This window comes from Prevotella merdae (assembly GCF_900290275.1).
GTDB classification, from domain to species: Bacteria; Bacteroidota; Bacteroidia; order Bacteroidales; family Bacteroidaceae; genus Prevotella; species Prevotella merdae.
Genome location: NZ_LT985326.1, coordinates 59,058 through 86,054, shown reverse-complemented (window position 1 = coordinate 86,054; position 26,997 = coordinate 59,058). Strand labels below are relative to the sequence as shown.

26 protein-coding genes are annotated in these 26,997 nt (G+C 42.0%); 15 read left to right on the top strand and 11 right to left on the bottom strand.

All coding sequences use genetic code 11. From position 1 onward, the window contains the following. Window positions 1-12 precede the first annotated feature (12 nt). Both C9991_RS14440 and C9991_RS14435 read left to right on the top strand, forming a co-directional pair. Window positions 13-786, top strand: a complete 774-nt coding sequence (locus C9991_RS14440; protein WP_106813201.1) for a class I SAM-dependent methyltransferase — start codon at window positions 13-15, stop codon at window positions 784-786. Between the two features lie 19 nt (window positions 787-805). Beyond that, entirely contained in the window at window positions 806-1,534 is a 729-nt protein-coding gene (locus C9991_RS14435) for an SDR family NAD(P)-dependent oxidoreductase (RefSeq protein ID WP_106813200.1), read from the top strand. A gap of 25 nt (window positions 1,535-1,559) precedes the next feature. Here the strand turns inward: C9991_RS14435 and C9991_RS14430 are convergent, their stop codons facing one another. Then, entirely contained in the window at window positions 1,560-3,137 is a 1,578-nt protein-coding gene (locus tag C9991_RS14430; RefSeq protein WP_106813199.1) for an ATP-binding protein, read from the bottom strand. Window positions 3,138-3,365: 228 nt separating this feature from the next. Between C9991_RS14430 and mgtA the strand changes: the two genes are divergently transcribed. Next, window positions 3,366-6,035, top strand: a complete 2,670-nt coding sequence (mgtA, locus tag C9991_RS14425) for a magnesium-translocating P-type ATPase (protein ID WP_438269230.1) — start codon at window positions 3,366-3,368, stop codon at window positions 6,033-6,035. Between the two features lie 267 nt (window positions 6,036-6,302). Here mgtA and C9991_RS14415 read toward each other — a convergent pair whose 3' ends face one another. Further along, window positions 6,303-6,998, bottom strand: a complete 696-nt coding sequence (locus tag C9991_RS14415; protein ID WP_106813197.1) for an MgtC/SapB family protein — start codon at window positions 6,996-6,998, stop codon at window positions 6,303-6,305. A gap of 177 nt (window positions 6,999-7,175) precedes the next feature. Between C9991_RS14415 and C9991_RS14410 the strand changes: the two genes are divergently transcribed. The 4 genes from C9991_RS14410 to C9991_RS14395 all read left to right on the top strand — a co-directional run bounded on the left by C9991_RS14410 (window position 7,176) and on the right by C9991_RS14395 (window position 10,885). Then, the gene (locus C9991_RS14410; protein ID WP_106813196.1) at window positions 7,176-7,871 is read left to right on the top strand and encodes a response regulator transcription factor; all 696 of its coding nucleotides are present in this window, start codon (window positions 7,176-7,178) and stop codon (window positions 7,869-7,871) included. 67 nt (window positions 7,872-7,938) lie between these two features. After that, window positions 7,939-9,309 carry a sensor histidine kinase gene (locus C9991_RS14405; protein ID WP_106813195.1) on the top strand — a complete coding sequence of 457 codons (1,371 nt, stop codon included), beginning with the start codon at window positions 7,939-7,941 and terminating at the stop codon, window positions 9,307-9,309. Between the two features lie 665 nt (window positions 9,310-9,974). Then, a complete protein-coding gene (locus tag C9991_RS14400; protein WP_106813194.1) occupies window positions 9,975-10,604 on the top strand; it encodes a hypothetical protein in 630 nt (209 codons plus the stop codon). After that, entirely contained in the window at window positions 10,598-10,885 is a 288-nt protein-coding gene (locus C9991_RS14395; RefSeq protein WP_106813193.1) for a winged helix-turn-helix domain-containing protein, read from the top strand. Before C9991_RS14400 ends, C9991_RS14395 begins: the two co-directional genes overlap by 7 nt. Window positions 10,886-11,041: 156 nt before the next feature. Here C9991_RS14395 and C9991_RS14390 read toward each other — a convergent pair whose 3' ends face one another. Together C9991_RS14390 and C9991_RS14385 are read right to left on the bottom strand one after the other, a co-directional pair. Next, complete coding sequence (locus C9991_RS14390; protein ID WP_438269221.1) at window positions 11,042-12,142, bottom strand: type II toxin-antitoxin system HipA family toxin; 1,101 nt, start codon at window positions 12,140-12,142, stop codon at window positions 11,042-11,044. Between the two features lie 18 nt (window positions 12,143-12,160). After that, on the bottom strand, window positions 12,161-12,499 hold the full coding sequence (locus C9991_RS14385; protein WP_106813191.1) for a helix-turn-helix domain-containing protein: 339 nt from the start codon (window positions 12,497-12,499) through the stop codon (window positions 12,161-12,163). A 182-nt stretch (window positions 12,500-12,681) separates the two neighbouring features. Here C9991_RS14385 and C9991_RS14380 point away from each other — a divergent pair, with 182 nt between their 5' ends. The 6 genes from C9991_RS14380 (at window position 12,682) to C9991_RS14360 (ending at window position 17,942) form a co-directional block, all read left to right on the top strand. Beyond that, entirely contained in the window at window positions 12,682-13,380 is a 699-nt protein-coding gene (locus tag C9991_RS14380; protein WP_106813190.1) for a helix-turn-helix domain-containing protein, read from the top strand. A gap of 104 nt (window positions 13,381-13,484) precedes the next feature. Further along, window positions 13,485-14,531 carry a TonB-dependent receptor gene (locus tag C9991_RS17110; RefSeq protein WP_232823359.1) on the top strand — a complete coding sequence of 349 codons (1,047 nt, stop codon included), beginning with the start codon at window positions 13,485-13,487 and terminating at the stop codon, window positions 14,529-14,531. A 39-nt stretch (window positions 14,532-14,570) separates the two neighbouring features. Next, entirely contained in the window at window positions 14,571-15,530 is a 960-nt protein-coding gene (locus C9991_RS17105) for a porin family protein (protein ID WP_232823358.1), read from the top strand. 109 nt (window positions 15,531-15,639) lie between these two features. Beyond that, window positions 15,640-16,785, top strand: a complete 1,146-nt coding sequence (locus C9991_RS14370) for a hypothetical protein (RefSeq protein ID WP_106813189.1) — start codon at window positions 15,640-15,642, stop codon at window positions 16,783-16,785. A 246-nt stretch (window positions 16,786-17,031) separates the two neighbouring features. Beyond that, window positions 17,032-17,658, top strand: a complete 627-nt coding sequence (locus C9991_RS14365; protein WP_106813188.1) for a hypothetical protein — start codon at window positions 17,032-17,034, stop codon at window positions 17,656-17,658. Further along, window positions 17,655-17,942, top strand: coding sequence for a winged helix-turn-helix domain-containing protein (locus tag C9991_RS14360; protein ID WP_176452265.1), 288 nt, complete (start codon window positions 17,655-17,657; stop codon window positions 17,940-17,942). Before C9991_RS14365 ends, C9991_RS14360 begins: the two co-directional genes overlap by 4 nt. Window positions 17,943-18,169: 227 nt before the next feature. Here C9991_RS14360 and C9991_RS14355 read toward each other — a convergent pair whose 3' ends face one another. Beyond that, window positions 18,170-18,646, bottom strand: coding sequence for an Lrp/AsnC family transcriptional regulator (locus C9991_RS14355; RefSeq protein ID WP_021991194.1), 477 nt, complete (start codon window positions 18,644-18,646; stop codon window positions 18,170-18,172). Window positions 18,647-18,795: 149 nt separating this feature from the next. Here C9991_RS14355 and C9991_RS14350 point away from each other — a divergent pair, with 149 nt between their 5' ends. Then, on the top strand, window positions 18,796-19,881 hold the full coding sequence (locus C9991_RS14350) for a 5-methyltetrahydropteroyltriglutamate--homocysteine S-methyltransferase (protein WP_198643829.1): 1,086 nt from the start codon (window positions 18,796-18,798) through the stop codon (window positions 19,879-19,881). A 119-nt stretch (window positions 19,882-20,000) separates the two neighbouring features. Here C9991_RS14350 and tatC read toward each other — a convergent pair whose 3' ends face one another. The 6 genes from tatC to C9991_RS17320 all read right to left on the bottom strand — a co-directional run bounded on the left by tatC (window position 20,001) and on the right by C9991_RS17320 (window position 24,338). Further along, window positions 20,001-20,792, bottom strand: coding sequence for a twin-arginine translocase subunit TatC (gene tatC, locus C9991_RS14345; protein WP_106813187.1), 792 nt, complete (start codon window positions 20,790-20,792; stop codon window positions 20,001-20,003). Then, entirely contained in the window at window positions 20,782-21,045 is a 264-nt protein-coding gene (locus C9991_RS14340; RefSeq protein ID WP_232823357.1) for a Sec-independent protein translocase subunit TatA/TatB, read from the bottom strand. The genes tatC and C9991_RS14340 overlap by 11 nt, the downstream gene beginning before the upstream one ends. A gap of 4 nt (window positions 21,046-21,049) precedes the next feature. Further along, window positions 21,050-21,325, bottom strand: a complete 276-nt coding sequence (locus C9991_RS14335; protein ID WP_308228278.1) for a CXXX repeat peptide modification system protein — start codon at window positions 21,323-21,325, stop codon at window positions 21,050-21,052. A 22-nt stretch (window positions 21,326-21,347) separates the two neighbouring features. Beyond that, window positions 21,348-22,313: a CXXX repeat peptide maturase gene (locus tag C9991_RS14330; RefSeq protein ID WP_106813186.1), complete on the bottom strand. Its 966-nt coding sequence runs from the start codon at window positions 22,311-22,313 to the stop codon at window positions 21,348-21,350. Continuing rightward, window positions 22,310-23,518, bottom strand: a complete 1,209-nt coding sequence (locus tag C9991_RS14325; protein ID WP_106813185.1) for a radical SAM peptide maturase, CXXX-repeat target family — start codon at window positions 23,516-23,518, stop codon at window positions 22,310-22,312. Before C9991_RS14325 ends, C9991_RS14330 begins: the two co-directional genes overlap by 4 nt. Before the next feature lie 547 nt (window positions 23,519-24,065). Continuing rightward, a complete protein-coding gene (locus C9991_RS17320; protein ID WP_106813183.1) occupies window positions 24,066-24,338 on the bottom strand; it encodes a Cys-Xaa-Xaa-Xaa repeat radical SAM target protein in 273 nt (90 codons plus the stop codon). Window positions 24,339-24,768: 430 nt separating this feature from the next. Between C9991_RS17320 and C9991_RS14295 the strand changes: the two genes are divergently transcribed. Beyond that, complete coding sequence (locus tag C9991_RS14295; RefSeq protein WP_438269219.1) at window positions 24,769-26,985, top strand: site-specific integrase; 2,217 nt, start codon at window positions 24,769-24,771, stop codon at window positions 26,983-26,985. Window positions 26,986-26,997 lie beyond the last annotated feature (12 nt).

The following is a 26,997-nucleotide window of genomic DNA, read 5'->3' as shown; positions in this document are numbered from 1 at the left end:
TCAACTTATATTATGGCATTATCCAACATAGAGAAACATTACAACAAGCATCCCGAAGACCTTCGCTTGCAGCGTAGGCACGGCATAGTAGAGTTTGAAACCACAATGCATCATTTGCGTAGGTTCATCAATCCCGACATGCAGCTGCTTGACATTGGTGCCGGAACAGGTCGCTACACATCGGCTCTTATGGCAGAAGGCTTTAAGGTTAAGGCTGTAGAACTGGTGCGTCGCAACATCGAGGTGTTCCTAAAGCGTGAGCCAACAGCCGATGTTGTGCAAGGCGACGCACGCAACATGCTGTTCCTGCCAACAGCAACAGCCGACGTAACGTTATTGCTCGGTCCGCTCTATCATCTTATTGGCGATGAGGAGAAGCTTAAGGCACTTAACGAGGCAAAGCGCGTAACCAAACCTGGTGGACTGATATTTGTGGCTTACTTGATGAACGAATATAGCATTCTGTCGTATTGCTTCGACGAGGACCGGATTGAAGGATTAATGGAGCGTGATGCAGTAGACAAGAACTTCCATATACAGGCACAGCCCGACGAGCTGTACGATTATGTGCGTATTGAAGACATCAATCGTCTGGATGAATGTGCAGGCTTGGAACGTGTCACTATATTCTCGCCTGATGGGGCTTCCGACTATATGCGCACACGACTCAACCGTATGAGCGACGAGACATTTGCCCGTTTCATAGAATATCAGAAGTGCATATCTGAGCGTGCCGACTTGATAGGGGCAGGTAGCCATGTGGTAGATGTAGTGAGAGTTCCATAATAATAATGTATACGAGTCAATGAAAAAAGCAATAGTAATAGGAGCCACTTCGGGTATAGGACTCGAAGTGGCTCGGCTTCTTGCCGAGCGAGGATATATTGTAGGTGTAGCAGGACGACGTGTTGATAGGCTTGAAGCTATAGTCAAGTCAAACGAGAACATCAAGGCTTATCGACAGATAGACGTAAGGGATGAGGTTGCGCCACAGCAGCTCAATGAACTTATAACCGAGCTTGGCGGTATGGATCTCTATTTCCATAGCTCGGGAATAGGGTGGGAGAACTGCGAGCTTGACATCGACCGCGAGATGAAGACCGTGGAGACCAACGGCTTGGGCTTCACACGTATGGTTACGGCAGCATACAGTTGGCTTGCCAATAATAATAAAGGTGGACAAATGGCTTGCATCACCTCCATAGCACGCACACGTGGATTGGGAGCAGCACCGGCCTATTCAGCCACCAAGCGTTTTCAGTCGCACTATCTTGAATGTCTTGCCCAGCAGTCGCGCATGCGCCGACTCGGTATCCATATCACCGACATACGTCCCGGCTTCGTAGCTACCGACCTTATAGCCGGAAGCCATTTCCCCTTGCAACTCTCGGCTAATAGTGTTGCACGCTCCATAGTCAAGGCTGTGATGCAAGGCAAAGAGACCGTAACAATCGACTGGCGCTATCGCATGCTTGTGGCTGTATGGGCAATGATACCACGATGGTTGTGGACAAGGCTGAGGTTTGTTAAGTAGAATATGATATGATTTAAAATCTTATTTAATCCACTTCCTTCCAGTCTACCAATCCTTTTCCTTTCTCGTCCAGTTCTATGGCAAGAGCAACAACTTTTTGTTTGTCAGCTTTGAACGGCTCAATATATTGCTTGGCTCTTATTTGCTCGGTTGCTGCGTCAATACCGCCATTGTTACTTAGCTTCAGTTCCAATACATATATATAATTGGTAGTTTGTACAACCATATCTATTCTGCCAGTAGCAATCATCTTCTCTACTTCCACGCGGCAACCGATAGCATTGAATATTGTGCTCATAATAAGGCGGTAGCGCTCCTCCATATCCATGCTTGCAAGCTTCTTGTTGCTATAGGGTACATCCGCGATGAGAGCCTTCAGGCATTTCATGGCTTCGGGGAGATTGCCCACGCTGAGGTAGAGATTAAGAAAAGCCTGTGTCGATTGCATGTCGTTACTCTTGCGCATGGCAAGCGTAGGCAATACAATTTCGTTTAATGCTTGTTTTACCTCAAAGTTAGGAATGCCCAAAAGGTAAGTTCCGTTCATGTAACCCTTAATAGTGAGATAGCCCGATTGGTAAAGAAACAGCTCCGGTCCGCCGCCCGTCACGTCAGAAGTTTCTATAATTGTGCTTAATAAGGCACAATTATCAAAATCTTTCAAACGAATCTCCATATCATCCACAAACTTAGGAAGCAACGAGGTTGCACCAGACGAAGCCCAGTAGTTCTTAAGGTCAGAATCAGCCAGTGCATTGATAAGGCTGAAAGGACTGAATACGTCCACCATGTTGCGGCGACTGAAATGATAGCCGTCGTAATATGCAGTCAACTGTGCTACTGCTTCATCGAATGTCCAGCCCTCATATTCTGCCAGCTTATTGATTTCTGGCTTGAAATCATGCAGCACCTCTTCCTTGGTAATACCGCAGATGGCAGCATATTCTGGCTCAAAACTGATGTTGCTCAGATTGTTGAGCACAGAGAATAGCGATATTTGCGTAAACTTGGTGATACCTGTGATAAAGACAAACTTCTCGTATTTGTCGTCGGCTTTCAATATGGCAAACACCTCTCTATATATAGAGGTGCATGCTTCATGCTGTGGAGTCTTCCATGAATGTTGCAATGGAGAGTCGTATTCGTCTATGAGGATAGCCACTTGCTGTCCAGTTTTGTTGTAAGCACCCTCAATGATATTATTGAATCTTACGGCAAGAGAACTATCTTGGCGTACAACAATTTCATACTCTGTTTCTAAAGTATGAAAAGCATTGTCCAGATAACTACGCACAGTTTCAGGTCCAGCGCCAGCCTGACTCATATCGAGCCTTATGACAGGTCGCTTCACCCATTCCTTCTCCATTTCCATTATCTTCAATCCCTCGAATAGTTCCTTCTTTCCCATGAAGTAAGCTTCGAGAGTATCGACAAGCACCGACTTGCCAAAGCGGCGTGGGCGGCTCAGGTAATTATACTTCTTTCCACTATTGGCAAGTTGCCAAATGATATCTGTCTTGTCAACATAAAGGTATCCTTCTTTTCTAATTACATCAAAAGACTGGATGCCTACTGGCAATCTTCTATTGTTTGTCTTTACCATAATATCCAACTCGTTGGTTTCTTATTGCAAATATACAATGGTTTTTTCAAATATCCATGCTTTTTCTTCTTTCTTTGTAGATTAATGTGTAGTGGCGATTATATGTGGAGCAGTGGCTCTAATAACTTTCTAATACCGTTCTAATAAATTTCTAACTGATGCTACGGAATACTTTGAGTAGTTTTGCATCGCGAAACAAAAAACATAGTAAATCCATAAAAGAAAAGCATTATGTGGAATACTAAAAAGAACAAAGTACAGAAGACCTTCAATGCCGAGAGGGTATTGATGGCAGCAAAGACACCAATTGAGGAAGTGTTTGCTTACTTCCAGACCACATCGTTAGGACTCGTCGACGAAGAGGTTGAGAAGCGTCAGTCGCTTTATGGAAAGAACGAGATTGAGCACGAAAAGAAGAAGCGTCCGTTGGTGATGCTTGCCAAGGCGTTCATCAATCCCTTTGTGGGTGTGCTCACCGTGTTGGTGGCTGTCTCGTTTGTCATGGATGTGTGGATGGCTGATCCGGCCGACAAGGATTGGACTTCAATCATCGTCGTTTCGACCATGATAATCCTTAGTACCATACTTCGCTTCTGCCAGGAGTGGAAAGCCAACCGTTCGAGTGAGGCATTGCAGAAGATGGTGACAAATACTTGTTATGTGATTAGAGCAGGAGCTGCAAGTCGTGGCGGTTCACCTGGCGATGAGATAAGCAATGAGGAACTTGTGCCAGGCGATGTTGTCATGCTCTCGGCAGGCGACATGATACCTGCCGACATACGCATCATAGAGTCGAAAGACTTGTTTGTAAGCCAGTCGAGCTTGTCGGGTGAGTCGGATTCTATTGAGAAATATCCCAATCTGTCAAGACAGCGCAAGCACTCGGGCTGTATTGTTGACTTGGACAACATCTGCTTTATGGGCTCGAATGTGGTAAGTGGTTCTGCCAAGGGCATAGTCTTTGCGACGGGCAACCATACCTATCTTGGTACAATAGCCAAGAGCATGGCTGGACATCGTGCAGCTACGGCTTTCGACAAGGGCATTACCAAGGTGAGCCTGTTGCTCATACGCTTTATGTTGATAATGGTTCCAGTCGTGTTTCTTGTGAATGGCATCACCAAAGGCGACTGGATGGATGCCTTCATCTTTGCCATATCCGTGGCTGTGGGTCTTACGCCCGAGATGCTTCCAATGATAGTAACCGCCAACCTTTCAAAGGGAGCGATGATGATGTCAAGGAAGAAAACCATCGTTAAGGACTTGAATGCCATACAGAACTTTGGCGCAATGAACATTCTTTGCACCGATAAGACAGGAACACTTACGCAAGACCATATCGTGCTGGAGCGTCATGTAAATGTAGACGGAACTGAGGATAAGGCGAACCGCATCCTGCGACATGCCTATTTCAATAGTTACTTTCAGACGGGACTGAAGAATCTGATGGATCGTGCCATCCTCTCGCATGTCAAGGAACTTGGACTTGAGACTTTAAGCAGCTCGTATAAAAAGGTGGACGAGATACCGTTTGACTTTACAAGAAGACGTATGTCGGTGGTAGTGGAGGACATGAATGGCAAGCGGCAGATTATCACCAAGGGAGCCGTTGAGGAAATGCTCACGGTATGCGCGTATGCTGAATATGATGGCGAGGTGCTGCCTTTGACTGATGTAATGCGCAGCAAGGCTCAACGTATCGTAACGGAGATGAATGCTCAAGGCATGAGAGTGCTGGCATTGGCACAAAAGAGCTTCTTGAGTAAGGAGAACAACTTTGCCATTGATGACGAGAAGGACATGGTGCTCATTGGTTATCTTGCCTTTCTCGACCCGCCAAAGGAGTCGGCAGCACAGGCTATAAGCCAGTTGCATGAGCATGGAGTGGAGGTGAAAGTGCTTTCGGGAGACAATGAGGCTGTAGTGAAAGCAATATCACGACAAGTGGGCATTAATACCTCTGCCTCTATCACAGGTCCTGAACTTGAAGTTATGAGCCGTGAGGCTAAGATGAAGACCGTGACCGAGTGCGTCATCTTCTCAAAGCTCACTCCCATGCAGAAAGCCGAGATAATCCAACTGCTGCAAGCAAGTAATAATACGGTTGGTTTTCTTGGCGATGGCATTAATGATGCTGCTGCCTTGAGAGAGTCGGATATTGGTATTTCGGTTGATTCGGCTGTTGATATAGCGAAGGAGAGTGCCGACATCATCCTGCTTGAGAAGGACTTAATGGTATTGGAGAATGGTGTGCTTGAAGGTCGTAAGACATTTGGTAATATCGTAAAGTACGTCAAGATGACAGCCAGTTCTAACTTTGGCAATATGTTTAGTGTGTTGGCTGCGAGTGCATTCTTGCCATTCCTTCCGATGCTGCCTATTCATCTCTTGATTCAGAATTTGCTATACGATATATCTCAGACCACCATTCCATTCGACCGTATGGATAGCGAGTATCTGCGCAAACCACGTGTTTGGGATTCTGGCGATTTGAGTAGGTTTATGATATGGATAGGTCCTATCAGTTCGATATTCGATATTGCTACGTATTTGCTTATGTGGTGGGTGTTCAAGTGTCAAGGTCCGGATATGGAATCGCTGTTCCAGTCGGGATGGTTTGTTGAGGGCTTGCTGTCTCAAACGCTTATTGTACATATGATTCGCACACGCAAAGTGCCATTCATACAAAGTTCAGCCTCATGGCCCGTAATGCTCATGACCTTCTCTATCATGGCAATAGGCATCTGCATACCATTTACATCGTTCGGTAGCTCAATAGGTCTCACACCTCTGCCTCTATCGTATTTCCCATGGCTCATAGGCATCCTGTTGTCGTATTGCGTGTTGACACAATGGTTGAAGACACGATATATAAGGGTATTTAAGCGTTGGTTGTAAGGGAGAGTTGCCATTAAATAATAAAAACAATCGGTCAGGCAAAGATCTTATCTATAAAAACTTGATAAGTCTTTTTTCATATACTACAGATGGCTCGGGTGTAAAACCCCGAACCATCTGTAGTATGACAGACACGGGACGCAATGCCATGATGAAATATGTGGAGGCATTGAAGACATACTCCTTGATTTTTTCAGAAGACTTTGGAGCGAAGGCATATGATATCAGTATTACACAAAGTTGTCCCTTTAATAATTCCAAATATTGTCAGAAGTCTTCTTGCGGCGACTCCTTTTTCTCCCAACCCACACTATATACTTCTGAGCGTGAGCGAAGTCGTGACACAACAAGGTCTAACAGAACTTTGTGCTCGCCTAATGTTGCCATGTCGCAGCATACTGTGACACGCTCGTCGTCGCCTTTGTAGAACAGAGAGTTAAGCTGTACATCTTGGTCGAAAGCGAGAGTGTCCATTATAAGCTTTTGTATGCTGTTCGATGCGTTTCGCTGACATTCGGCACGTATAGAATAGTGGTATACTTTGGCTGTGCGTTTTTCAAGAAGTGCGCATAGCGGACGGAAAAGGCAATGAGTCAACAATACACATATTACCAATATGGCTGCCTCTTTATAGAGTCCGACTCCAGAAAGAGTGCCACATGCTGCCGAACACCATATAGTGGCAGCTGTATTCAGACCTCTCACCGTTAATCCGTCCTTTAGAATGAGTCCTCCACCCAAGAAACCAATACCCGAAACTATCTGTGCTGCTACACGAGAAGGGTCGCCGTTGCCAGTAGTCATAGAGTAGGACAAAATAGTAAATGCTGCTGCACCTATCGACACTAAAATATTGGTACGCAGTCCAGCATTACGCTGGCGTATTTGTCGTTCCACTCCAATAAATGTGCCCATCACGAAGGCACATCCTATTCTTGTAAGATATTCAGAAAACAGAATCATAACTATTTGTTTTTTTTTGCAAAGATATCGTGTTTTATTGGTAGTGGGTATTAGAAAACAATTAGAGTGTGATTAGAATCTAATTAGAACAAATTCTAATAGTTTTCTAATACCGATTATTCTGTTTTATTTGTGGAAATGATGTAACTTTGCACCCAAACAAGACATGAGAAATGTATGATTAGTATATTGGTGATAGAGGACGAAAAGCGAGTGGCCGATCTATTAAAGATTGGCTTGGAGGAGAATGGCTATCAGGTTATGGTGGCTTATGATGGCGAGATGGGATTGCGCTTTTCCCATACCAATTCTTTTCAGCTAATTATATCGGATATCATTCTGCCAAAACTCAATGGTTTTGAGGTGTGTCAGCAAATTCGTAAAACCGATGAGCAGATACCCATTCTGATGCTTACGGCATTGGGAACTGCCGACGACAAGTTGGAAGGATTTGATGTAGGGGCTGACGATTATATGGTGAAGCCTTTCGACTTTCGCGAACTCTTGGCAAGGGTAAGGGTTCTGTTGAAGAGACGTGCCATATCGAGCGTTGATGTTGTTAAGGAGATGAAGTATGCCGACTTAACAATCAACCTTGAGCGACAAGAAGTAACAAGAAACAATATACCCATAAAACTCTCGCCAAAAGAATACAGTTTGCTGGTGTATCTTGTTGAGAATGTTGAAAAGGTAGTGAGCCGTGTAGAAATAGCAGAGAAAGTATGGAATACTCACTTTGATACTGGTACTAACTTTATTGATGTCTACATCAACTATCTGCGCAAAAAGATGGATAAGAACTTTGATGTAAAGCTAATTCATACCAAACCTGGTGTGGGGTTTATATTGACAAGTAGACAAGTATACAAGTAGACGAGTTGATTGTTGGTGAGTTGAGAGTTGATAGTTGATTTGCAAACTTAATTTTCCTTTTATCTATATGAAAATCAGAACAGCCCTTACTTTAAAATATACTTGTGTCACAGCAACAATATTCTTGCTGTGTACGGTTCTTATTTATCTTGTTAGCGAGCATACTCGCGACCAAACCTTTTTTCGAAACCTTAAAAGCGAGGGCATCACCAAGGCCAATCTCTTTCTTGCAGGTCAGGTGGACGCTCGTACCATGCAGTCGGTATATCTTAACAATCGTAAGTTTATCAACGAGGTGGAAGTGGCTGTTTATACTACTGACTTCCAAATGCTATATCATGATGCCATACATAATGACATAGTGAAGGAGACGCAGGGCATGATAAACGCGATATTGAAGAAGAAGGAGATAGAATTTCATATAGGCAAGTATCAAGGTATCGGTATGGTCTATATGTATAAGGGCAAGCAATATATAGTTACTGCCGCTGCCTACGATGGTTATGGCTACAGCAATCTTGTGGGGTTACAAGAGGCCTTGATTATAATGTTTATAGTAGGTTTGCTCTTGATCTTTGTTGCTGGATATTTCTTGGCACGAATGTCACTGAAGCCTATCCGTAATATCGTGAATGAGGCGGAGATGATAACGGCATCGCACATTAACCGTCGCATACCGGTAAAAAACGAAAAGGATGAATTGGGTGAACTCAGCATTGCCTTCAATGAGTTGCTTAAGCGTCTGGAAATTTCCTTTGAGTCGCAAAGACAGTTTGTCAGCAATGTGTCACATGAATTGCGCACTCCTTTGGCTGCCTTGACAGCCGAGCTTGACGTGTCGCTGCAAAAGGAGCGCACCTGCGAGCAGTATCGCCACGCTATGCTTAATATGCAGCAGGATGCAAAGCGAATGACACGACTGATTGACGGACTGCTCAATCTTGCCAAGGCTGATTATTGCAAGGAGGAGATAAGTATGAGGGAAGTTAGATTGGACGAACTGTTGCTTGATGTTAGAGAATTAATAATGAGAGCACATCCCGACTATAATATTGAGTTGGTTTTTGGCAATGAAGATGACGACGACGACCGACTTATAACCACGCTCGGCAATCCTTATCTGCTGAATATAGCATTCTCTAATCTGATAGAAAACAACTGCAAATATTCGGCAAACCATTCTTCTATGGTGCAAATATCCTTTAGAGATAAGTGGAGCGTTGTGCGAATGTCTGACAACGGTTTCGGAATCTCTGACAAGGATAAGGAGAATCTTTTCACTTTGTTCTATCGTGGAGCTAAAGAGCAGACAGTTGATGGTCACGGCATAGGTATGACCCTCGCCCATAAGATAGTCAGTCTGCATGGAGGAAACATAGTAGTAAATTCAGAACAAGGCAAAGGCACTATTTTTGTTGTGGAGTTGCCGCATGTGTGATGCTACTGTCGGCAAACCATTTTATTTACACTTCCTTCCAATCTACCAATCCTTTTCCTTTCTCATCCAGTTCTATGGCAAGAGCAACGATTTTTTATGTTGATAGAGATGTGTATCTCTATCTATATCTCTATCTGCCAGGAGAAACAGCTATGGCACTTAACATTGCTGAGCAAATAGCAAAGTTATGATCTATTGTAAACAAAGGTTAAATAATGGCTATTTTATTGCAAATCATTTGGTTTATAAAATAAACTAAGCTAAATTTGCAACCGTAATCATCAGTGTTAGAAGAGAATAATGCTGGCTAAAGCAAGTGAGAGTCGACCTCCTTGCTTCTCTTTTTCCAAAGATGGTTTATAAAATAAACTAAGTGTTTAACCTGGCACATCGCGTTTGATATAGGCAATNAGTTATAATTTATTGTAAACAAAGGTTAAATAATGGCTATTTTATTGCAAATCATTTGGTTTATAAAATAAACTAAGCTAAATTTGCAACCATAATCATCAGTGTTAGAAGAGAATAATGCTGGCTAAAGCAAGTGAGAGTCGACCTCCTTGCTTCTCTTTTTCCAAAGATGGTTTATAAAATAAACTAAGTGTTTAACCTGGCACATCGCGTTTGATATAGGCAATAAGTGTGTCGCAATAAAGTAAGAAAAAATGGAAGAGAAGAAGATTTCGGAGCAGGAGAGTCTTGAGCTTATCACTCGAATGATAAATCAGACAAAGAAGGATTTGTCTGTAGGCAATGGTGACAGTTTCCTTATGTGGGGCTACCTTAGTGCAGCAATATCGCTGGCAGTAATCGTCATGCTGCTCGCAACCAACGACCCAAGATTTGCTTGGCTGTACATGGCCATACCTATAGCAGGATTCACAGCCTCAGGCATAAAGACCTACAAGGCAAAGCGCAAGAGTCATGTGGCAAGCACTTATGCAAGCAACACTATAAATAAGGTGTGGGCAATTATTAGTGCCGTGTTTGCAGTCTACGCCATTAGCTGCCTTTTACATTTCGGAGAAGTAAGGAGTTGGAATGGAATGTTTTTGTTGGGTATGTTGTTGCCGGGTATAGGCACATACACCACTGGCGTAATACTTAAGGAGAAGTCGATACAGATGTGCGGACTTCTTGGTGTAGTGATTGGAACAGGACCGCTTCGCGACTTTGTTTGTGGTGAACAAGTTATCAGTATTATGCAGATGGGACATATGGTCTTGTCCTTTGTCATTACCCTTATCATCCCCGCACATATCCTTAACTTCAAAGCAAAAAAGCAACAATACTGAAAGAGTTGGATCCATTACTCCATAGCCAGTTGCGTCTTGCCGTAATGTCGATTCTGCTGAATGTAGAGGAAGCTGACTTCAACTATATCAAGGAAAAGACAGAATCGACGTCAGGCAACCTTAGTGTACAGTTGGACAAACTGGTCACAGCAGGCTATATATCAAAGACTACAGATGGCTCGGGCGTAAAACCCCGAACCATCTGCAAGATGACAGACACGGGGCGCAATGCCATGATGAAATATGTGGAGGCATTGAAGACGTATTTTGCAGGGTTGTAATAAGCGTTTGCAGAATGCAGTATGTAATTATATGATATTCGTATTTGACATGTAAAATCTATGAAAATCCGCAAAACAAATTGTGACACGCTCGTCATCGCCTTTGTAGAACAATGAGTTCAGACGGACATCCAGGTTGAAGGCGAGTGTGTCCATTTATTGTTTTATAATATCTTCAACTTCATTGTATATTTCTCTACACCTTTGCTCTTGCATTTTATTCTTTACACCTACAGCTACCATATCCTCTATAGAGGGATGAGCCGAATTGTTTACTGATGTAGCGTGTTCGCCATTATATCCCTCTGTGCAATGGGTAAGGTCGTATGCCGGAGCCAAATGCCAATGCCATTTGTAGTCCTTGTCTTTGGTAACAATAAAGCTGAAATTCTTGCAATGATCGTCTTTGTTTTCAGCAATATAATTGAATACCATTCTACGATACATTTGTTCTACATCCTTATAATTCTGTGTGAGAAAGCTAGTTAGTGCCAGTAGATTAACATAGTCAAGCACAGGGTTGCTAAGAGATATTGATAGCAAGCCACCTGCTGTAGCAGTGTGTATACGTTCGCCATCAGCTGTTATGTCAAAGCGGCGAGTGGTGAAATATTTGTCATTAATTAGTTTGAAGTCGGGTACGATAATGCCACATCGTTGTGCTTTCTCGTTATATTCAAATTCCTTTTTACCCATGTCTTGTGAGTCATAAGTATGCCGGAATTTGATAAGCCAATGTCCATCTTCATCAGAAAATATAGCCTTTGGTCGGCAACCTCCACTATTACCACTGTTGTATAGAAGCAGCCCTGCGTCTGTGTCTTGCTGTTCTCTTAAAACTTCAAGGGCTTTTTCTTGTAAAAGGTCGAAGTCTTGAAGCTCCATTTCTCTTTCTACAAAAGTCTCAGGCTCATAAGTTAAAGCTCCCATACCACCATTCCCTATTATGCTTAAGCGGTCGAGTGCAGAGAGTTCGAAGTCATTAATGCCTATTTTTAGTAACGTCTTGTGAAGAAGATAACGGCCATAGCCATCTGGTAAACTGTCTTCGAATATACCAAAGTTGCCATTGAAAGGATTAGGCTGAGCTATAAAAAGTCCGGGTTTCAATGGCAATTCCAATGGAGATATGCTGAATCCTTTTGTCAGCCATAGACTATCGTATTCGAAGACACAGCATTTCTTGTCGGCAGTTAATGTTAATGTGCCGACCTTTTTGTTGTGAAACTTAACTTGTAATGATTCTATCATTTTCATAATCAATGTAAGCTCGTTTTATCTCTTATAGGCTTTTTTCTTGTTCATGTTTCGCTTTATCTCTTGCAGTTCTTCCATTGTGTCATACTTCTGTTGGGAGAAGATATGACGGATTTCAGAAGTATATTCCATTGCCATAGCAATGCCTATTAGATTTTTGAGTGATATGAGTCCTTTCTGTTCAAATCTCACAATATTGCTCACAGCAACTCCCGACTTTTCTGCCACCTGCTCGCGAGTTAGATTCTTCTCTATTCTACGACGGCGGAATTCGGCAGCTATCTCCTTGGCAATCTCGTCTGGATTGTCGTGTAGATAGTTGTCCAATATTGCCAATATCTTATTTGTTTCTGTCATAATCAATAGCTTATTGATAATATATTATCGATTGCGAAGTTACACTTTTTTTTTGAAATGTCATAGTTGTATATGTTAATTTATAGGTGATAATTAGTTTTAATTGTTTTCTAATGCCAATCATTATATTTTATTTGTGGAAATGATGTAACTTTGCATCCAAACAATATAATGAGAAAATTATGAAGATACTTCCATACATCGGTTTCTGTTTTCTTATGCTTTGTGCATTCTGCACTGGCATCAACAGTTATCACAGAACTAAAAGCATGATAGCTCAGGACGTTAATAGGGCATTGGAGCAAGTGCTTGCAAAGATGCCAGATAATGTGGTTACTACAGACACCATACGCTGTTATCGCAACTGTCTCACCATTGCCGAATTGAAAGATACGGCAGGTATTGCCATGCGTACTGTGCGTAAGGATGGACGCTTGGAGACAAAGCTTGTGGCTGAGGCTAATTGTAGCTTTGCCACTACGTTAATGATGTCCGACCAGAAGGCTTCAGGTTCTATCTTGTTTGTAGGAATGCTGTGGCTATTGGGCAGTCTGTGGTACGTCAGGAGGAATAGGCCAGAGCTGATAGTGCAAGGTTTATCGTATGGAGGCATAGTATACCATAACGATATGTTCTTGACGCAATCGGGCGAGCAGATACATCTTACTCCTATGCAGCATTCCTTGCTCAAGATGTTTATAACCGCTGACACTCATATACTATCCAAACAAGATATTTGCGACCGGTTGTGGCCCAAGAAACCTGATGCCAACGACACGCTCTACACTCTGATAAGACGCATAAAACCTATTATAGAGGCTCATAGCATGCTGAAGATAGAGTCGGACAGAGGTAAGAGCTATAGCTTGATACTCAAATAGATAGGTTTGTTGTCAGTCAATTGTCAGGGAGATGTCAGCCTGGATAATTGGCTTTCTTGCAAGGAGAATATAAATTTGCATCAAAAACAAAAAACATGGTGCAAATGAAACGATTGGTTACACTTTCAATTATTCTGTCTTCCACATTCTGCGCTTATGCTCAGGATGTGGAGAAGACAATCACACTCGACGAAGTAACAGTAAAAGCAGCCAAGGTTGTGAACAAGGCTGACGGTATGATAATTTATCCTACCGATGCACAGAAGCAAGCTTCGAACAATGGCTATAGCATTCTTGAGAAACTCACACTTGCCAATCTTCGTGTCGACAATATCAGCCATTCTATTACTGCCATAGATAATAGGGGAGGAGTTCAAATTAGAATAAATGGTATCGTGGTTGGCAAACAGGAGATGTTGGCTCTCAATCCAAAGGATATCACGAAGATAGACTTTATAAACAATCCTGGTGTTCGTTATGGTGATGGCATAGCCTATGTTATAGATATTGTCACACGCAGAAACGAGAGTGGATATACTATCGGCACGGACCTTGCCTCGGCACTTACTACGTTGCAAGGTGATGGTATGGTGTATGGTAAGTGGAACCGCGGAAAGAGTGAATGGTCGCTTTCGTATGGTGTGAGCGGATACAAAACAAAAGGTTCAAAGAGCAAGCAGTTGGCAGAATACACCTTGACTGACGGCAGTATCTACACTATTGAGCGAAACGATGTGGAGTCGCTTCGTAAATCCATATCTCATGATGCAAAACTAACCTATAATTGGGCAGACTCTACAGCCACAGTCTTCCAGGCGTCATTGAGCGGAGCATTCAACAACGCTCCCGACAATTATACTGTTAAGGACATCACGGATGGCACTCGCCAATATAGAGCAACAAGTAGAGCGAAAGACAAAAGCCTTTCGCCTGTATTGGATATTTATTTCTTTCGTCAGCTCACCCCATGCCAATCCATCACAGCCAATGCCGTAGGTACCTATATATCCACACAGACAAGTAGCTATTATGACGAGGGTACGCCTTATCAATATGATGTGGATGGCAAGACAGCTTCTCTGCTTACTGAGATAATCTACGAGAACCGACTGAAGCCTTTTACTTTCTCTACAGGCTTGAATAACAGTTAAAAATACATCAAGAACGACTATCTTGGCGACGCTTCCGTTTTGACCAAGCCCAACAACAACCGCCTGTATGCCTTTGCAGAAATCAAGGGTATGTTCCAACCTTTTAGCTACACATTGGGGGTGGGTACAAGTTATATCCATTACACCCAGAATGGGCACAGATATAACTTCTGGACCTTTCACCCAAAGGCTTCTCTTACATATCAGATCAATAACAGCATGCAGTTGAGCTATACCTATCAGATGCAGGACAAAGTTTCCCGTATAGCCATGACGAGCGACGCAATGGTTCGCATAAATAGTATGGAATGGACTGTGGGTAATCCTGACCTGAAACCTTCGCACGATATGGAGCATCGATTGCAGTTCTCGTATAATAATAATCGCTTGCAGACCTTCGTTGAAGGGTATTATAAACAATGTCTAAAACCTAATATGGCTCACTATGAGCGAACGGACGACAATCAGTTTATTTATACCCAGATAAACCAAAAGGATATTGATGTATTGGATGTCTATGCGTACGCCAGCTATTGGCTCTTGCCCGAAAAACTTCAGATTGCTGCCAATGGCGGAATATATAGATGTTTCAATTTCGGCTACGATTATACACATTGCTACACCTCATGGTTTTATGCAGGCAGTATCACGGCTTATCTCGGCCACTTCACATTGCAAGGATACATAGATAACGGCAATAGATTCTTGGAGGGCGAATCTAAAGGCTACAACGAAGCTTATTCTGTTCTAAAAGCCTACTACACATGGCGCGACTTGCAGTTCTCATTGTCATGGGCTAATCCCTTCGATAGCAATCATAAGTCGTACGAGAACGAATTGCTCAACCGCAATCTGTATAAACACACTATTGGTTATTCTAAAGATAGTGGCAATCTCGTAACACTGAATATATCATGGCGACTGAGCCGAGGCAGCAAGCATAAGTCGGCAGAAAAGAAGATAAACCTGCATGATACGGATAATGGTATTATGAAATAAAGCATTACTCTTGTTAGGTTCTCAGTCATTACACTTAATATGATTTTTTATTAAAGAATTTGCACTTTAATATAGAAATCAGTATATTTGCACACAAAAAAATAGTAAAATGAAAAGAATATTGAAACTTTTGGCAGGAATACTATGTGGTAGCTTAATCGGTATAGCCATCGCTGTATTAGTGGCATATTTAATTGATGGAAAGGAGGCTCTTGATGTTGTATCTCACAAGGTGGATGCAGCGAAGCTTGCTGGTTCGATAGCTTTATCATGTATGTTGGCATTCGTGGCATTCATCCTGCAAATCCTGCTTCATGAAGTCGGCCACATGATTGGAGGTCTTGCCACTAATTATAAGTTCTTCTCTATCAGATTCTTCAAATATGCCCTCGTAAAAACAAATAATGGATTACAATGGCGACAATACGATATTGTAGGAACAGGTGGACAATGCGTAATGTATCTTGACAAAGACATTGATGTTGCGCAAGACTCAACACCATACTTTTGGTATAATGCTGGAGGCGTTGCTACTAACATCCTATTGACTTTAATAAGTATTATAGTTGTTAAGTATACGGATATGGGCATTGTTGGCTCATTGTTCTTCACACTAATGGCATTTGCTGGAATTGCTTCAGCTCTACTCAACGGAATACCAATGAATATGGGGGCAGGAATAAACAACGATGGACGCAACATACTTATGCTTAGCCGTAGCGCAATAAACCGCAGACTCTTTATACGCTCTCTTCAGATAATCGGTGAGTTGGGACATGGTAGCCGGCCAAAGGACATGCCTAAAGAATGGTTTAGCAGCGAGCTACCAACTGGAGGCAACGACTACTTTGGCATTGTTTCGTATATTTCCTACATCTCACTACTTGAGGACGAAGGACTTTGGAATGAAGCATGTATTGCATACGAACAACTTAACAATGTAAAACCAAAGCTACCTTTGCTTTTTTCTTTGGAAACTGCCAGTGAGCATATCCTCACTGAATTGCTGACACAGAACAGACAAGACATAGTGGAGAAACTGTGGACAAAACAAGCAGAAAAATATACAACGAGCAACTACAAATACTCGCCATGCAAGTTGGCTGCTCTTTATGCCATAGAACTATTGCATAACAAAAATGAAAAGAAAGCCTTGCAACTATATGAAGAACTGCAAAGACGCAAAGACATGTTCTATCTGCCAGGAGAAACGGCTATGGCACTAAACGTTGCTGAGCAAATAGCAAAGTTATAATTTATTGTAAACAAAGGTTAAATAATGGCTATTTTATTGCAAATCATTTGGTTTATAAAATAAACTAAGCTAAATTTGCAACCATAATCATTAGTGTTAGAAGAGAATAATGCTGGCTAAAGCAAGTGAGAGTCGACCTCCTTGCTTCTCTTTTTCCAAAGATGGTTTATAAAATAAACTAAGTGTTTAACCTGGCACATCGCGTTTGATATAGGCAATAAGTGTGTCGCAATAAAGTAAGAAAAAATGGAAGAGAAGAAGATTTCGGAGCAGGAGAGTCTTGAGCTTATCACTCGAATGATAAATCAGACAAAGAAGGATTTGTCTGTAGGCAATGGTGACAGTTTCCTTATGTGGGGCTACCTTAGTGCAGCAATATCGCTGGCAGTAATCGTCATGCTGCTCGCAACCAACGACCCAAGATTTGCTTGGCTGTACATGGCCATACCTATAGCAGGATTCACAGCCTCAGGCATAAAGACCTACAAGGCAAAGCGCAAGAGTCATGTGGCAAGCACTTATGCAAGCAACACTATAAATAAGGTGTGGGCAATTATTAGTGCCGTGTTTGCAGTCTACGCCATTAGCTGCCTTTTACATTTCGGAGAAGTAAGGAGTTGGAATGGAATGTTTTTGTTGGGTATGTTGTTGCCGGGTATAGGCACATACACCACTGGCGTAATACTTAAGGAGAAGTCGATACAGATGTGCGGACTTCTTGGTGTAGTGATTGGTACAGGACTGCTTCGCGACTTTGTTTGTGGTGAACAAGTTATCAGTATTATGCAGATGGGACATATGGTCTTGTCCTTTGTCATTACCCTTATCATCCCCGGACATATCCTTAACTTCAAAGCAAAAAAGCAACAATAATGAAAGAGTTGGATCCATTACTCCATAGCCAGTTGCGTCTTGCCGTAATGTCGATTCTGCTGAATGTAGAGGAAGCAGACTTCAACTATATCAAGGAAAAGACAGAATCGACGGCAGGCAACCTTAGTGTACAGTTGGACAAACTGGTCACAGCAGGCTATATATCAAAGACAACAGATGGCTCGGGCGTAAAACCCCGAACCATCTGCAAGATGACAGACACGGGGCGCAATGCCATGATGAAATATGTGGAGGCATTGAAGACGTATTTTGCAGGGTTGTAATAAGCGTTTGCAGAATGCAAAATGTACTTATATGATATTCGTATTTGACATTATTCTATTAATGCCAAATACGATATTAAAAAGCTTGTATGTTTCAATAAATAATTGTATTTTTGTTGTGGAAAATCTATGAAAATCCGCAATATAAACAAATATTCAATACTCTGTTAATTCTAATCTGCAGAGATGCTATCAAAAGTTCATCTGCAAAGATAAGCTGAACCATTCTACCCCATTTTTACAGGCACACCATGTGTATTCTTCACTTCTTTCATAACGAATACACTATGGAAATAGCCTACGCTATCGATATTGCCAAGCTTGGTGCGCATAAACTCTTGGTATGACTCCATATCGCGAGTTTGTATTTTCAGCGTGAAGTCATATTCACCACTCGTATTATAGCACTCGGTGATTTCTTCTATATCTTGTATCGCCTCCATAAAGTCATCCATCAGCATTTGCGAATGGCGCTTAAGGCGCATATTACACAATACCGTCATACCATTGTCTGTCTTCTTAGCATCGAGTATGGCATGATAGCCTTTGATAAAGCCCTCACGCTCCAATCGCTTTTGGCGGTCGAAGGTGGGCGAGGTTGAGAGATTAACCCTCATAGCAAGTTCTTTTACTGTAAGCGTACTATCCTCTTGAAGGATGTGCAATATCTTGCGATCTATACTATCAAGTTCCGAGAATTTCATTTTTCACCGAATAATATTCTGTTATTACAAAGTTTTCGAGCACAAAAGTAGCATATTTTCCTTAACTCACCAAATATTCTTTGCCGAAGCACGCAACTATCATACCTTTGCAAACGAAAAAATGATAACAATAAAAACAAACAACAATTATGACAAAGACTATTAATGGTATTCAGGTTCCACAGCGAGCTGATTTCGTAGGCAGTTTTCTTCGTCCAGCAGATCTCAACGATAGCAATCGCGACGAATACGTAGCACAACTTGTAGAGAAGCAGAAGGAATTAGGCTATACCCTCATCACAGATGGAGAATTTAATCGCATATTCTGGCACCTTGATTTCTTCTGGGGTTTTGGTGGTGTTACCCATGAGCCTGGTGGCGATATAGCCTTCAATGGCGAGACAGCACGTCTTGACAAAGTTTATCTCACAGGCAAACTTACTGCACAGCCTCATCCATTCATCGAGGCTTACAAGAAGCTAAAGAAATATGAAGACGACAAGCATATCGCAAAACTCACCATTCCTGCGCCAGCACAGCTATTCCAACAGCTCAATCTACCCAAGAACTTCCTTGGCACAAGAGCCATATATCCTAATATCAATGACCTTATAAACGATATTGCTGCTGTATACCAGGATTTCATTCGTCAGTTCTATGCCGTAGGAGGTAGATATCTCCAACTTGATGATTGCTCGTGGGGAGCAATTTTAGGTAGTTCAAATTCTATTTCATCACAGCGATATAAGGAATTAGGTAGCAACCTCGATGATGTAAAAGAACAGCTACTAACAGTCAACAACCTCGCTATAGAAGGGCGTCCTGCAGATTTGGTAGTGGCAACACACATTTGCCGTGGTAACTATCATTCCACATGGTTTAATAGTGGTGCCTACGACTCTGTAGCCGATAGGGCTTTTGCTCGCGAGAATGTAGATGTGCTATATCTTGAATACGACGATGAGCGCTCTGGTGGCTTTGAGCCTTTAGCAAAGGTTAGTCCTGACAAGCATGTGGTACTCGGACTGATAACCACAAAGCGCCCTGAACTTGAAGACGAAGACGAAGTTATAGCTCGCATCCACGAGGCTGCCAAATACATACCATTGGAGCGCCTTTCGCTCTCGCCACAATGTGGTTTCGCCTCTTGTGCAATTGGTAATAAGCTTACTGTTGAGCAGCAATGGGCAAAACTACAACTTGTAAAGCGTATCTCGGAGAAAGTATGGGGATAAGGGAGGCCGTATTGTAAAAATAGCAGATTGATTACTATGGAAATGCAAGTGTCAAATATATGACACTTGCTTTTTTGTGCGATTTTCAGACACTTGTATTTCGTCGAACTCACGTTATGTTATATAGTTTTTATCCGTTCCACTATCAATATGCTTAGTTCGTATAATCCATACATTGGCATCATAACCATAAAGCAAGTGAATAGGTCGGGAGGTGTAATCACAGCAGCTACAATGCCTATTAGTACAAGTGCATGCCGACGATATTTCTTCATAAATGTGGCCTGCAATATTCCCATCTTTGCCAAGAAAAATGACATGATGGGCAGTTGGAAAACCAATCCCATCATAAGTGTTAATGTTACAAATGTAGAAATGTATGAATCCAGATTAATCTGATTCACCACACTTGCCGCTACCTGATAAGTGCCCAAGAAACGCAAGGCAAAAGGAAACAACACAAAGTAGCTCATCAGCACTCCTAAGATGAACAAAAGGTATATGGCAGTTGCCACAGACACAGAGTATCGACGCTCGTTATCATATAATGCTGGAGCAATGTAGTGGTATAGCTCTACTACGATATAAGGAGAAACTAATAGCAATGACAGATACACAGATGTAGAAACATGAGTTATGAACTGGCTTGACAATTCGGTATTTATCATTTGGATTGAGTAATGATCGAAATGAAAATCCATACCCATTTGTCCCAAAAAGTCCTCTATTAAACGATAAGTAATGAAATGATTGTCGCATGGGGCTAACAACAAATTGAATGTGGTTTCTTTTGCGCAAAAAATAAATACTGTCAAGCAAACCGTAATGCCAATGATGCGAAAGAGCATCTTGCGGAATACCTCAAGATGCTCCCCAAAAGTCATCAGATTATCATTCTGATTATTTTTCATTCTCTTTCTTTTTATATTCTGTTTGCTCCTTATTTTTATCAGAAGCTTCATCCGTTGCTTGCATTTGTTGGCTAGATTGTGGCTCATGTACGTTCTCATCCGAAACGTCTTTCATTCCATCTTTAAAACTACGAACACCTTGTCCCAATCCCTTCATCATCTCTGGCAATTTCTTACCGCCAAAGAGCAACAATACCAAGGCTGCTATAAGCAGCAACTCGGATGTTCCTATCATTAACAACATTATCCTCATAGCCTTATGCCACTAAATATATTTCACATGTATCGAAATTAATTTCCCAGTTGCCGTTGTTTGTACTTTCCCATTGGTATTTATCAGCCATTCTGTTCCACCACGATTGGAACTTAAAAGCTGTTTCGCCTAAGTCTTTCACCAATTTCTCATACAAATCGGCATTCTCAGGTGTCAATATCTTAGCCAATTCGTTCAAGCCATTGCGACGTTCGAACAACTGCTGTATTTCATTTTTTTCCTCAGGTGTAACCTGACCTACAACTTTTTTTATTGCCATAATTCTATTGTTATTAATATTATTATAACTTTTCCTTTCTCACTTCAAAAGGATCAAGATATTTTATTTCGTTTATATTATGCCCTGGTAAGAAATTGCCATGCCTACGTATGCTTTGCAACAAATCGCGGCTTGCATTGCGTTCTAAGTGGGCCATTACACATTGTTCATGACTTGGGGTGTTCACCTCGTATGTCATTTTGCGATTCAGCCAAATACAACGCTTGCATTGATAAGCATCGCATTTACGACATAGTGGAGCATGGTCTAGTTTATACAACTGAGAATTTTTTATATCCAATCCACTCTTCAAGTCTCCAATACTATAATTCAAGTTTCCTATAGCATCTTCATCGTCTGCAAAATAGAAGGCGGGACAAACATAGAACATTCCATTAGGTGCCAAGGTTATTGTTGTATCACCAGCGCCACAATTGTTCATCTTGTAAAGCATCATTCTGTCGGTCAAGAGATTACATTGTACATTTTTGCCGTTAATGTAGATGCTCTCTATTGTTGCTGCCAACATTTTCAGAACTCCATTATATGCTTCGGTATCTTCGTCCTTGAAAGTCTCAGCATCAGACATCACGATATTCAGACGGTCAACCTGATGCAGCAACTTGCATACCTTTTCTACTTGTGTAAACAAAGATAGCTTGTCTATTCGTAAGACATAAGACCCGCCTTTCTTATACTTGGATGTTTTTATATCGTTAATACCGTCCAACACAATGACATCTCCATTGTCCGCATTACCCGAAGGCTGTATATTGGTATGGTCTATATTGTCAATTACTTTAAGATACTCTTCGGGCAGCTCATAACAAGGGTAAACAAATTGGATGTTAAGGTTTTCTTTCATAGCATAAATAATACCAGCCTTCAAAATATCAAGTGGCATCAAATTGCGTTCTTTCCTGTTATTTGAGTAATGGCAGAAAGATGTAGATGTGTCATCCAGCAATATTACAAGATATTGTATCATTTCTCACCTCCTTCCTTTTCGAGTTTACGGTATAGTTTGTTCCAATAATAATTGTTCGCTCTAACCCTTGCCTTGTGCATCTTGCATATGGCAGTAGAACGCTGATAAACAGTAGGAGTATCGGCAGCGTCATAATTTTCGCCTTGACACCAAGCGCAACCTTCAGCCACTTCACAGTCAATACACTCTTGTGTAGATTGTGTACATCTGTCCAAGGTCAAGAATGGTCTAAGCTTATTATGGTTAATACCCTCATGGATATTGCCAATAATCCAAGCCTTCTTGTCACGCAATGAATATTGTGCAAAACGAGTACATGGATAAAAGTTGCCTTCTGCGTCCACAGCCAGCATCATACCTGCACCACACCAGTTTTGGTTTTGCAGCTGACAGTCAAGGGGCTTGCCCATATGCTCGGAGAAGAAAGAACAGGTATATTCATGATAATAGTCGCCATCGATTATTGCATCAGCCAGTTCTGTAAGTTGATTTTCGAAAAGAGCATCGTCACCATCCTTCCATACATCCTCAAACACACAATTGATATTCACCTCATGTATGCCTAACGAGTAAAGATGAAGCACGCTCTCCTTGATATATGGAATATCAGCACTGCTAATCGTAACCTTAGTTCCTGCATTAGGGAATTGTTTTAACCATAATGGAATGTTTTTTACAACATCCTCATAAGACCCCTTTTCCTCTTCAGGCTTAAGCTTCATGCCTTGCTCCATCTCCTTTGTTTTCCATATGCGGTTGAGATCATGTTTGCGCTTGGTTCCATCAATCGTAATACCAATACTTAAATGTTCTCGATTTTTCTTGATGAAGTTCTGTACCTTTTCCGTATCATAATTGATGCCGTTAGTGGAGAAAGAGAAGCGGTAGGAATTAAACCAATGGTGGTTACGGCGAAACATCTCCAGCTTAAGATAATCACAAATCTTATCTATCAATTCTATTTCCAAGAAAGGTTCGCCACCAATAAAGTCCCATACTACACTCTCTTCCTTCATCTCATCCTCATGGTCGAGTATATAGTCAATGGCGGCTTTTGCCACCTCCCAGGTCATACGCTCTTTCGAGTTCTTGCCTACGAGGTAGCAATATTTACAGGCCAATTGGCAATCCTTAGTTACAATAAACGTGATGTTCTTGGCAGTGCCATTTTGCCAACCTTTATTTCGTTCTTTTATTGTTTCCATAGATTAGCGTAAATAGTTTTTACATGATTCAATACAACTATATAGACATGATCTCTTGCAATCTCCATGACAACTTCCAAGGCATCCATTGTCGCAATCATTAGAACATGATATTTCACAAGAGCGGCAGGAGTTTGTACAATCTGCCGTACAAGAATGCTCACAATGCCCCTTACATGAACAATCTCCCGACCAGTTATTATTTGCAAATGAATTTAAGGGAATATTGAGAAAAGTAAAAAATCCCAAAAAAGGTAACGTTCCATTAAGTACCTTTTTAAAGAAATCCCTTCTTGATTTCAGTGTTTTATTATCCATATTTTTCTTAAGTTAATTATTGAACTTTTGCAAGTTCAGAAGTTATTGCATAAGTAGTGACTTCTGTCGGCTGTAGGAAGCAAATGTTCTTTGGGCTTGTTAGATGATCTCTTGGCTTATGTATTCTCTGAACTTGCTGAAGTTAAGTATGAACAAGTCTGAAAAAAAACTAAAGGTTAGATCTGTATGTCTTGCATAGTATCATAACCTTATGAAAAGGTTAGGCTTGTTATTTGGATGAGCCTTTACAACTGCCAGAGCAAGAGTTAATGCAGCCACCTTTACAGCTACCTCCGCAAGCGACATGACAACTTGTATAACATCCAGTTTCACAGGTGGATTCACAATTTGCATTACAACCGCTTGTTGTCTTTTCTGCAGCATTCACTATAGTTGGAAAGCTTGACAACATAACTATACCCAAAACAGGCAGAATGCTCTTTCCTGCTTTCTTGAAGAAATCTCTGCGAGACTGAAGATCTTCGTTCTTATTATTTGCCATAGTAATAAAAAATAAATGCCTTGCAGAACTCCCGAGAATAGGCGATTAATAAATATTGGATAGATACAAAAAAAGACGTGGGAGTCTCTATTTCTCGCTCATCCCAAGTCTTCAGACTCTCTCACTCATTCAGCTATTGGAATAAGCAACTCTGATACAACGCCAATACAACGTCAAATCTCATGCAACATTCAAAATGATAAGAAAATGTGTGTAAATGCTAATATATACAGCATATAGTAGGCATTTAATAAAGTATGTATTTTGTTATTTGTTTGTTACTCTACTATTTGATTTTATAATTTATCATAGTTAATGGTTCGTAATTGGTTCTTGTTTTGGGTAACAAATCCAATTATTTTTCGTATCTTTGCACCGTGAGTAACAAATCTCGCAAAATGACAATAAGTAGAATAAATAACAAAGTAACATGAGAAGTAACAATGAACCTGTGCGCATACGCTACAAGGATTTAGCAAATGGTACAAAGTCGATTTATCTCGACACTTACAAAAGTGGAAAGAGGTCGTATGAGTTCTTGAAGCTTTATCTGCTTCCTGAGGACGATGATAAGGCTAAGGCTGTCAATGCCGAGACCTTGCAGAAGGCAGAAGTTATCAAGAACCAGCGAGTGCAAGAAATCCTATCGGGAAAGTTGGAAATAGTGAAGGCTTCTTTGGAACATCCGGCTTCTACAACTACTGCAAGCAAGAAGACTGCACGAGTAAGCAAGAAGGAGAATGGCAATACTGCTAAAACTGGCAAAAGTACCCAAGGAAAGGAACGTGAGGTAAACGAAGTCGTCGGAGCCGTTTCTGGCAGAGAAGGACACCAATGGAAGTTTATTGATGATGACGGTGAGGACAGAGCCATAGATGGAACAATCAAAAAACATAGAGGCAGACCCAACAAGCGTGAAGCTGTCACTCTTCGTTTCAAGAACCTTGCCAACGGCAGCAAGTCGCTCTACTTCGACATATATTATAATGGTGAGCGCAAGTACGAGTTTCTGAAGCTCTATATCAACCCAGAGATTACCGAGGCTGACAAGCAGAATAATGCCTTGGTCATGGAAACCGCAGAGCGTCTGAAAGAACGCAAGATGCGAGAGGTTGTCAATGGAGAAACTTTCACGGATCCTTCTGACGAGCTGAACCAAGTGGAGAAAGTTGAGGAATACACCAGTTCTGTGATAGTCCGTAGTCGCAAGATGCGCAATGGAGACCGTTCCCTCTTCCTTGATATATATTATGGTAAGGGACAACGTGCCTATGAGTCAGTTGGTCTTTACCTTCGTAAGGATGACAGCGAGGAGAAACACAAGGAAATCTGGAAAGAAGCTGAGAAAAAGGCCAAGGAACGCATGAAGGCATTGAAGGACGGAACTTTTGAGAAGCGTGTCGGCAGAAGAGGCTACAAGCCGCACGGAGAAGATCCAGATGCCAACGTGGACAAATACAAGGAGTATCTTGCCACTAAGAAGGTGAAGACAGAGATTGCCGTTGCAGAGACTGAGCGCAAGAGAAATTCTAAGACCAAGGAGCCTGTGAGAATCCGCTTCAAGGAACTTGCCAACGGCAACAAGTCGGTCTATCTATCCATCAATGTCAACGGTCGCCGTACCTATGATTATCTGCGCCTTTATCTCATACCAGAGGTTGACGCAGCTGCCAGGGAGCAGAACAAGCAGACGATGCAAGCAGTCTATGCCATCAAGGCACAACGCATCATGAGCATCACTAACGGTATCGCAGGGCTCAAAGACAAGTCAAGAATCAAAATGCGACTTGTGGATTGGTTGGAGATATTCCGTGACGCACAAGTGGAGCGAGGAAGACAATCTGCCCGAAACTGGGTGAACAGCGTGCTGAATGCAGTGAGAGAACACTCGCCAAACGTGACACTCGCAGAGATGACCAAGGAATACTGCAATGGTTTCATGGTGTTCTTGTTGAACGACTATATCACCTACAAGCACACCCATCCGTCCAAGTCCACGGTGATGAACTATCTCAAATGCCTCAAAGCAGCCTTCAACATGGCTATTGAGGAAGAGATAATGGACGACAATCCCGTATTGCGTCTTCGCATGGATGTTCTGAAAGGTGGCGGTACCAAGCGAGAGTATCTGACCGTTGACGAGGTGAAGAGACTGATTGACACCCCTTGCAAGCGTGAGGATATCAAGGCGGCGTTCCTGTTTTCATGCTTCTGCGGACTCCGTATCAGTGACGTGAAGAGTTTGAAGTGGAAGAACATCATCACCGAGGGTGACAAGACACGAGTTGAGATATTGCAGTACAAGACCAAGCAGCCTCTCTATCTTCCTCTCAACAAGCAAGCCCTTCGTTGGATGCCTGAGCGTGGATCTGCGAGTGACGAGGACAAGGTGTTTCCAACACTGCCAAGCAAGAACTACGACTGCATCCCGGAATGGAGCCGTGCGGCAGGTATCAGCAAACATGTGACCTACCATGTCTCAAGACACACGTTCGCCACGATGGAGCTGACCATGGGCGCAGACCTATACACTACAAGCAAACTTCTCGGTCATACGGAGGTGCGCACGACACAAATTTACGCAAAAATCATCAACAAGAAAAAGGACGAGGCTGTTTCCCTATTGGACAGTGCGTTCGAAGAATAAAAATGGAACATA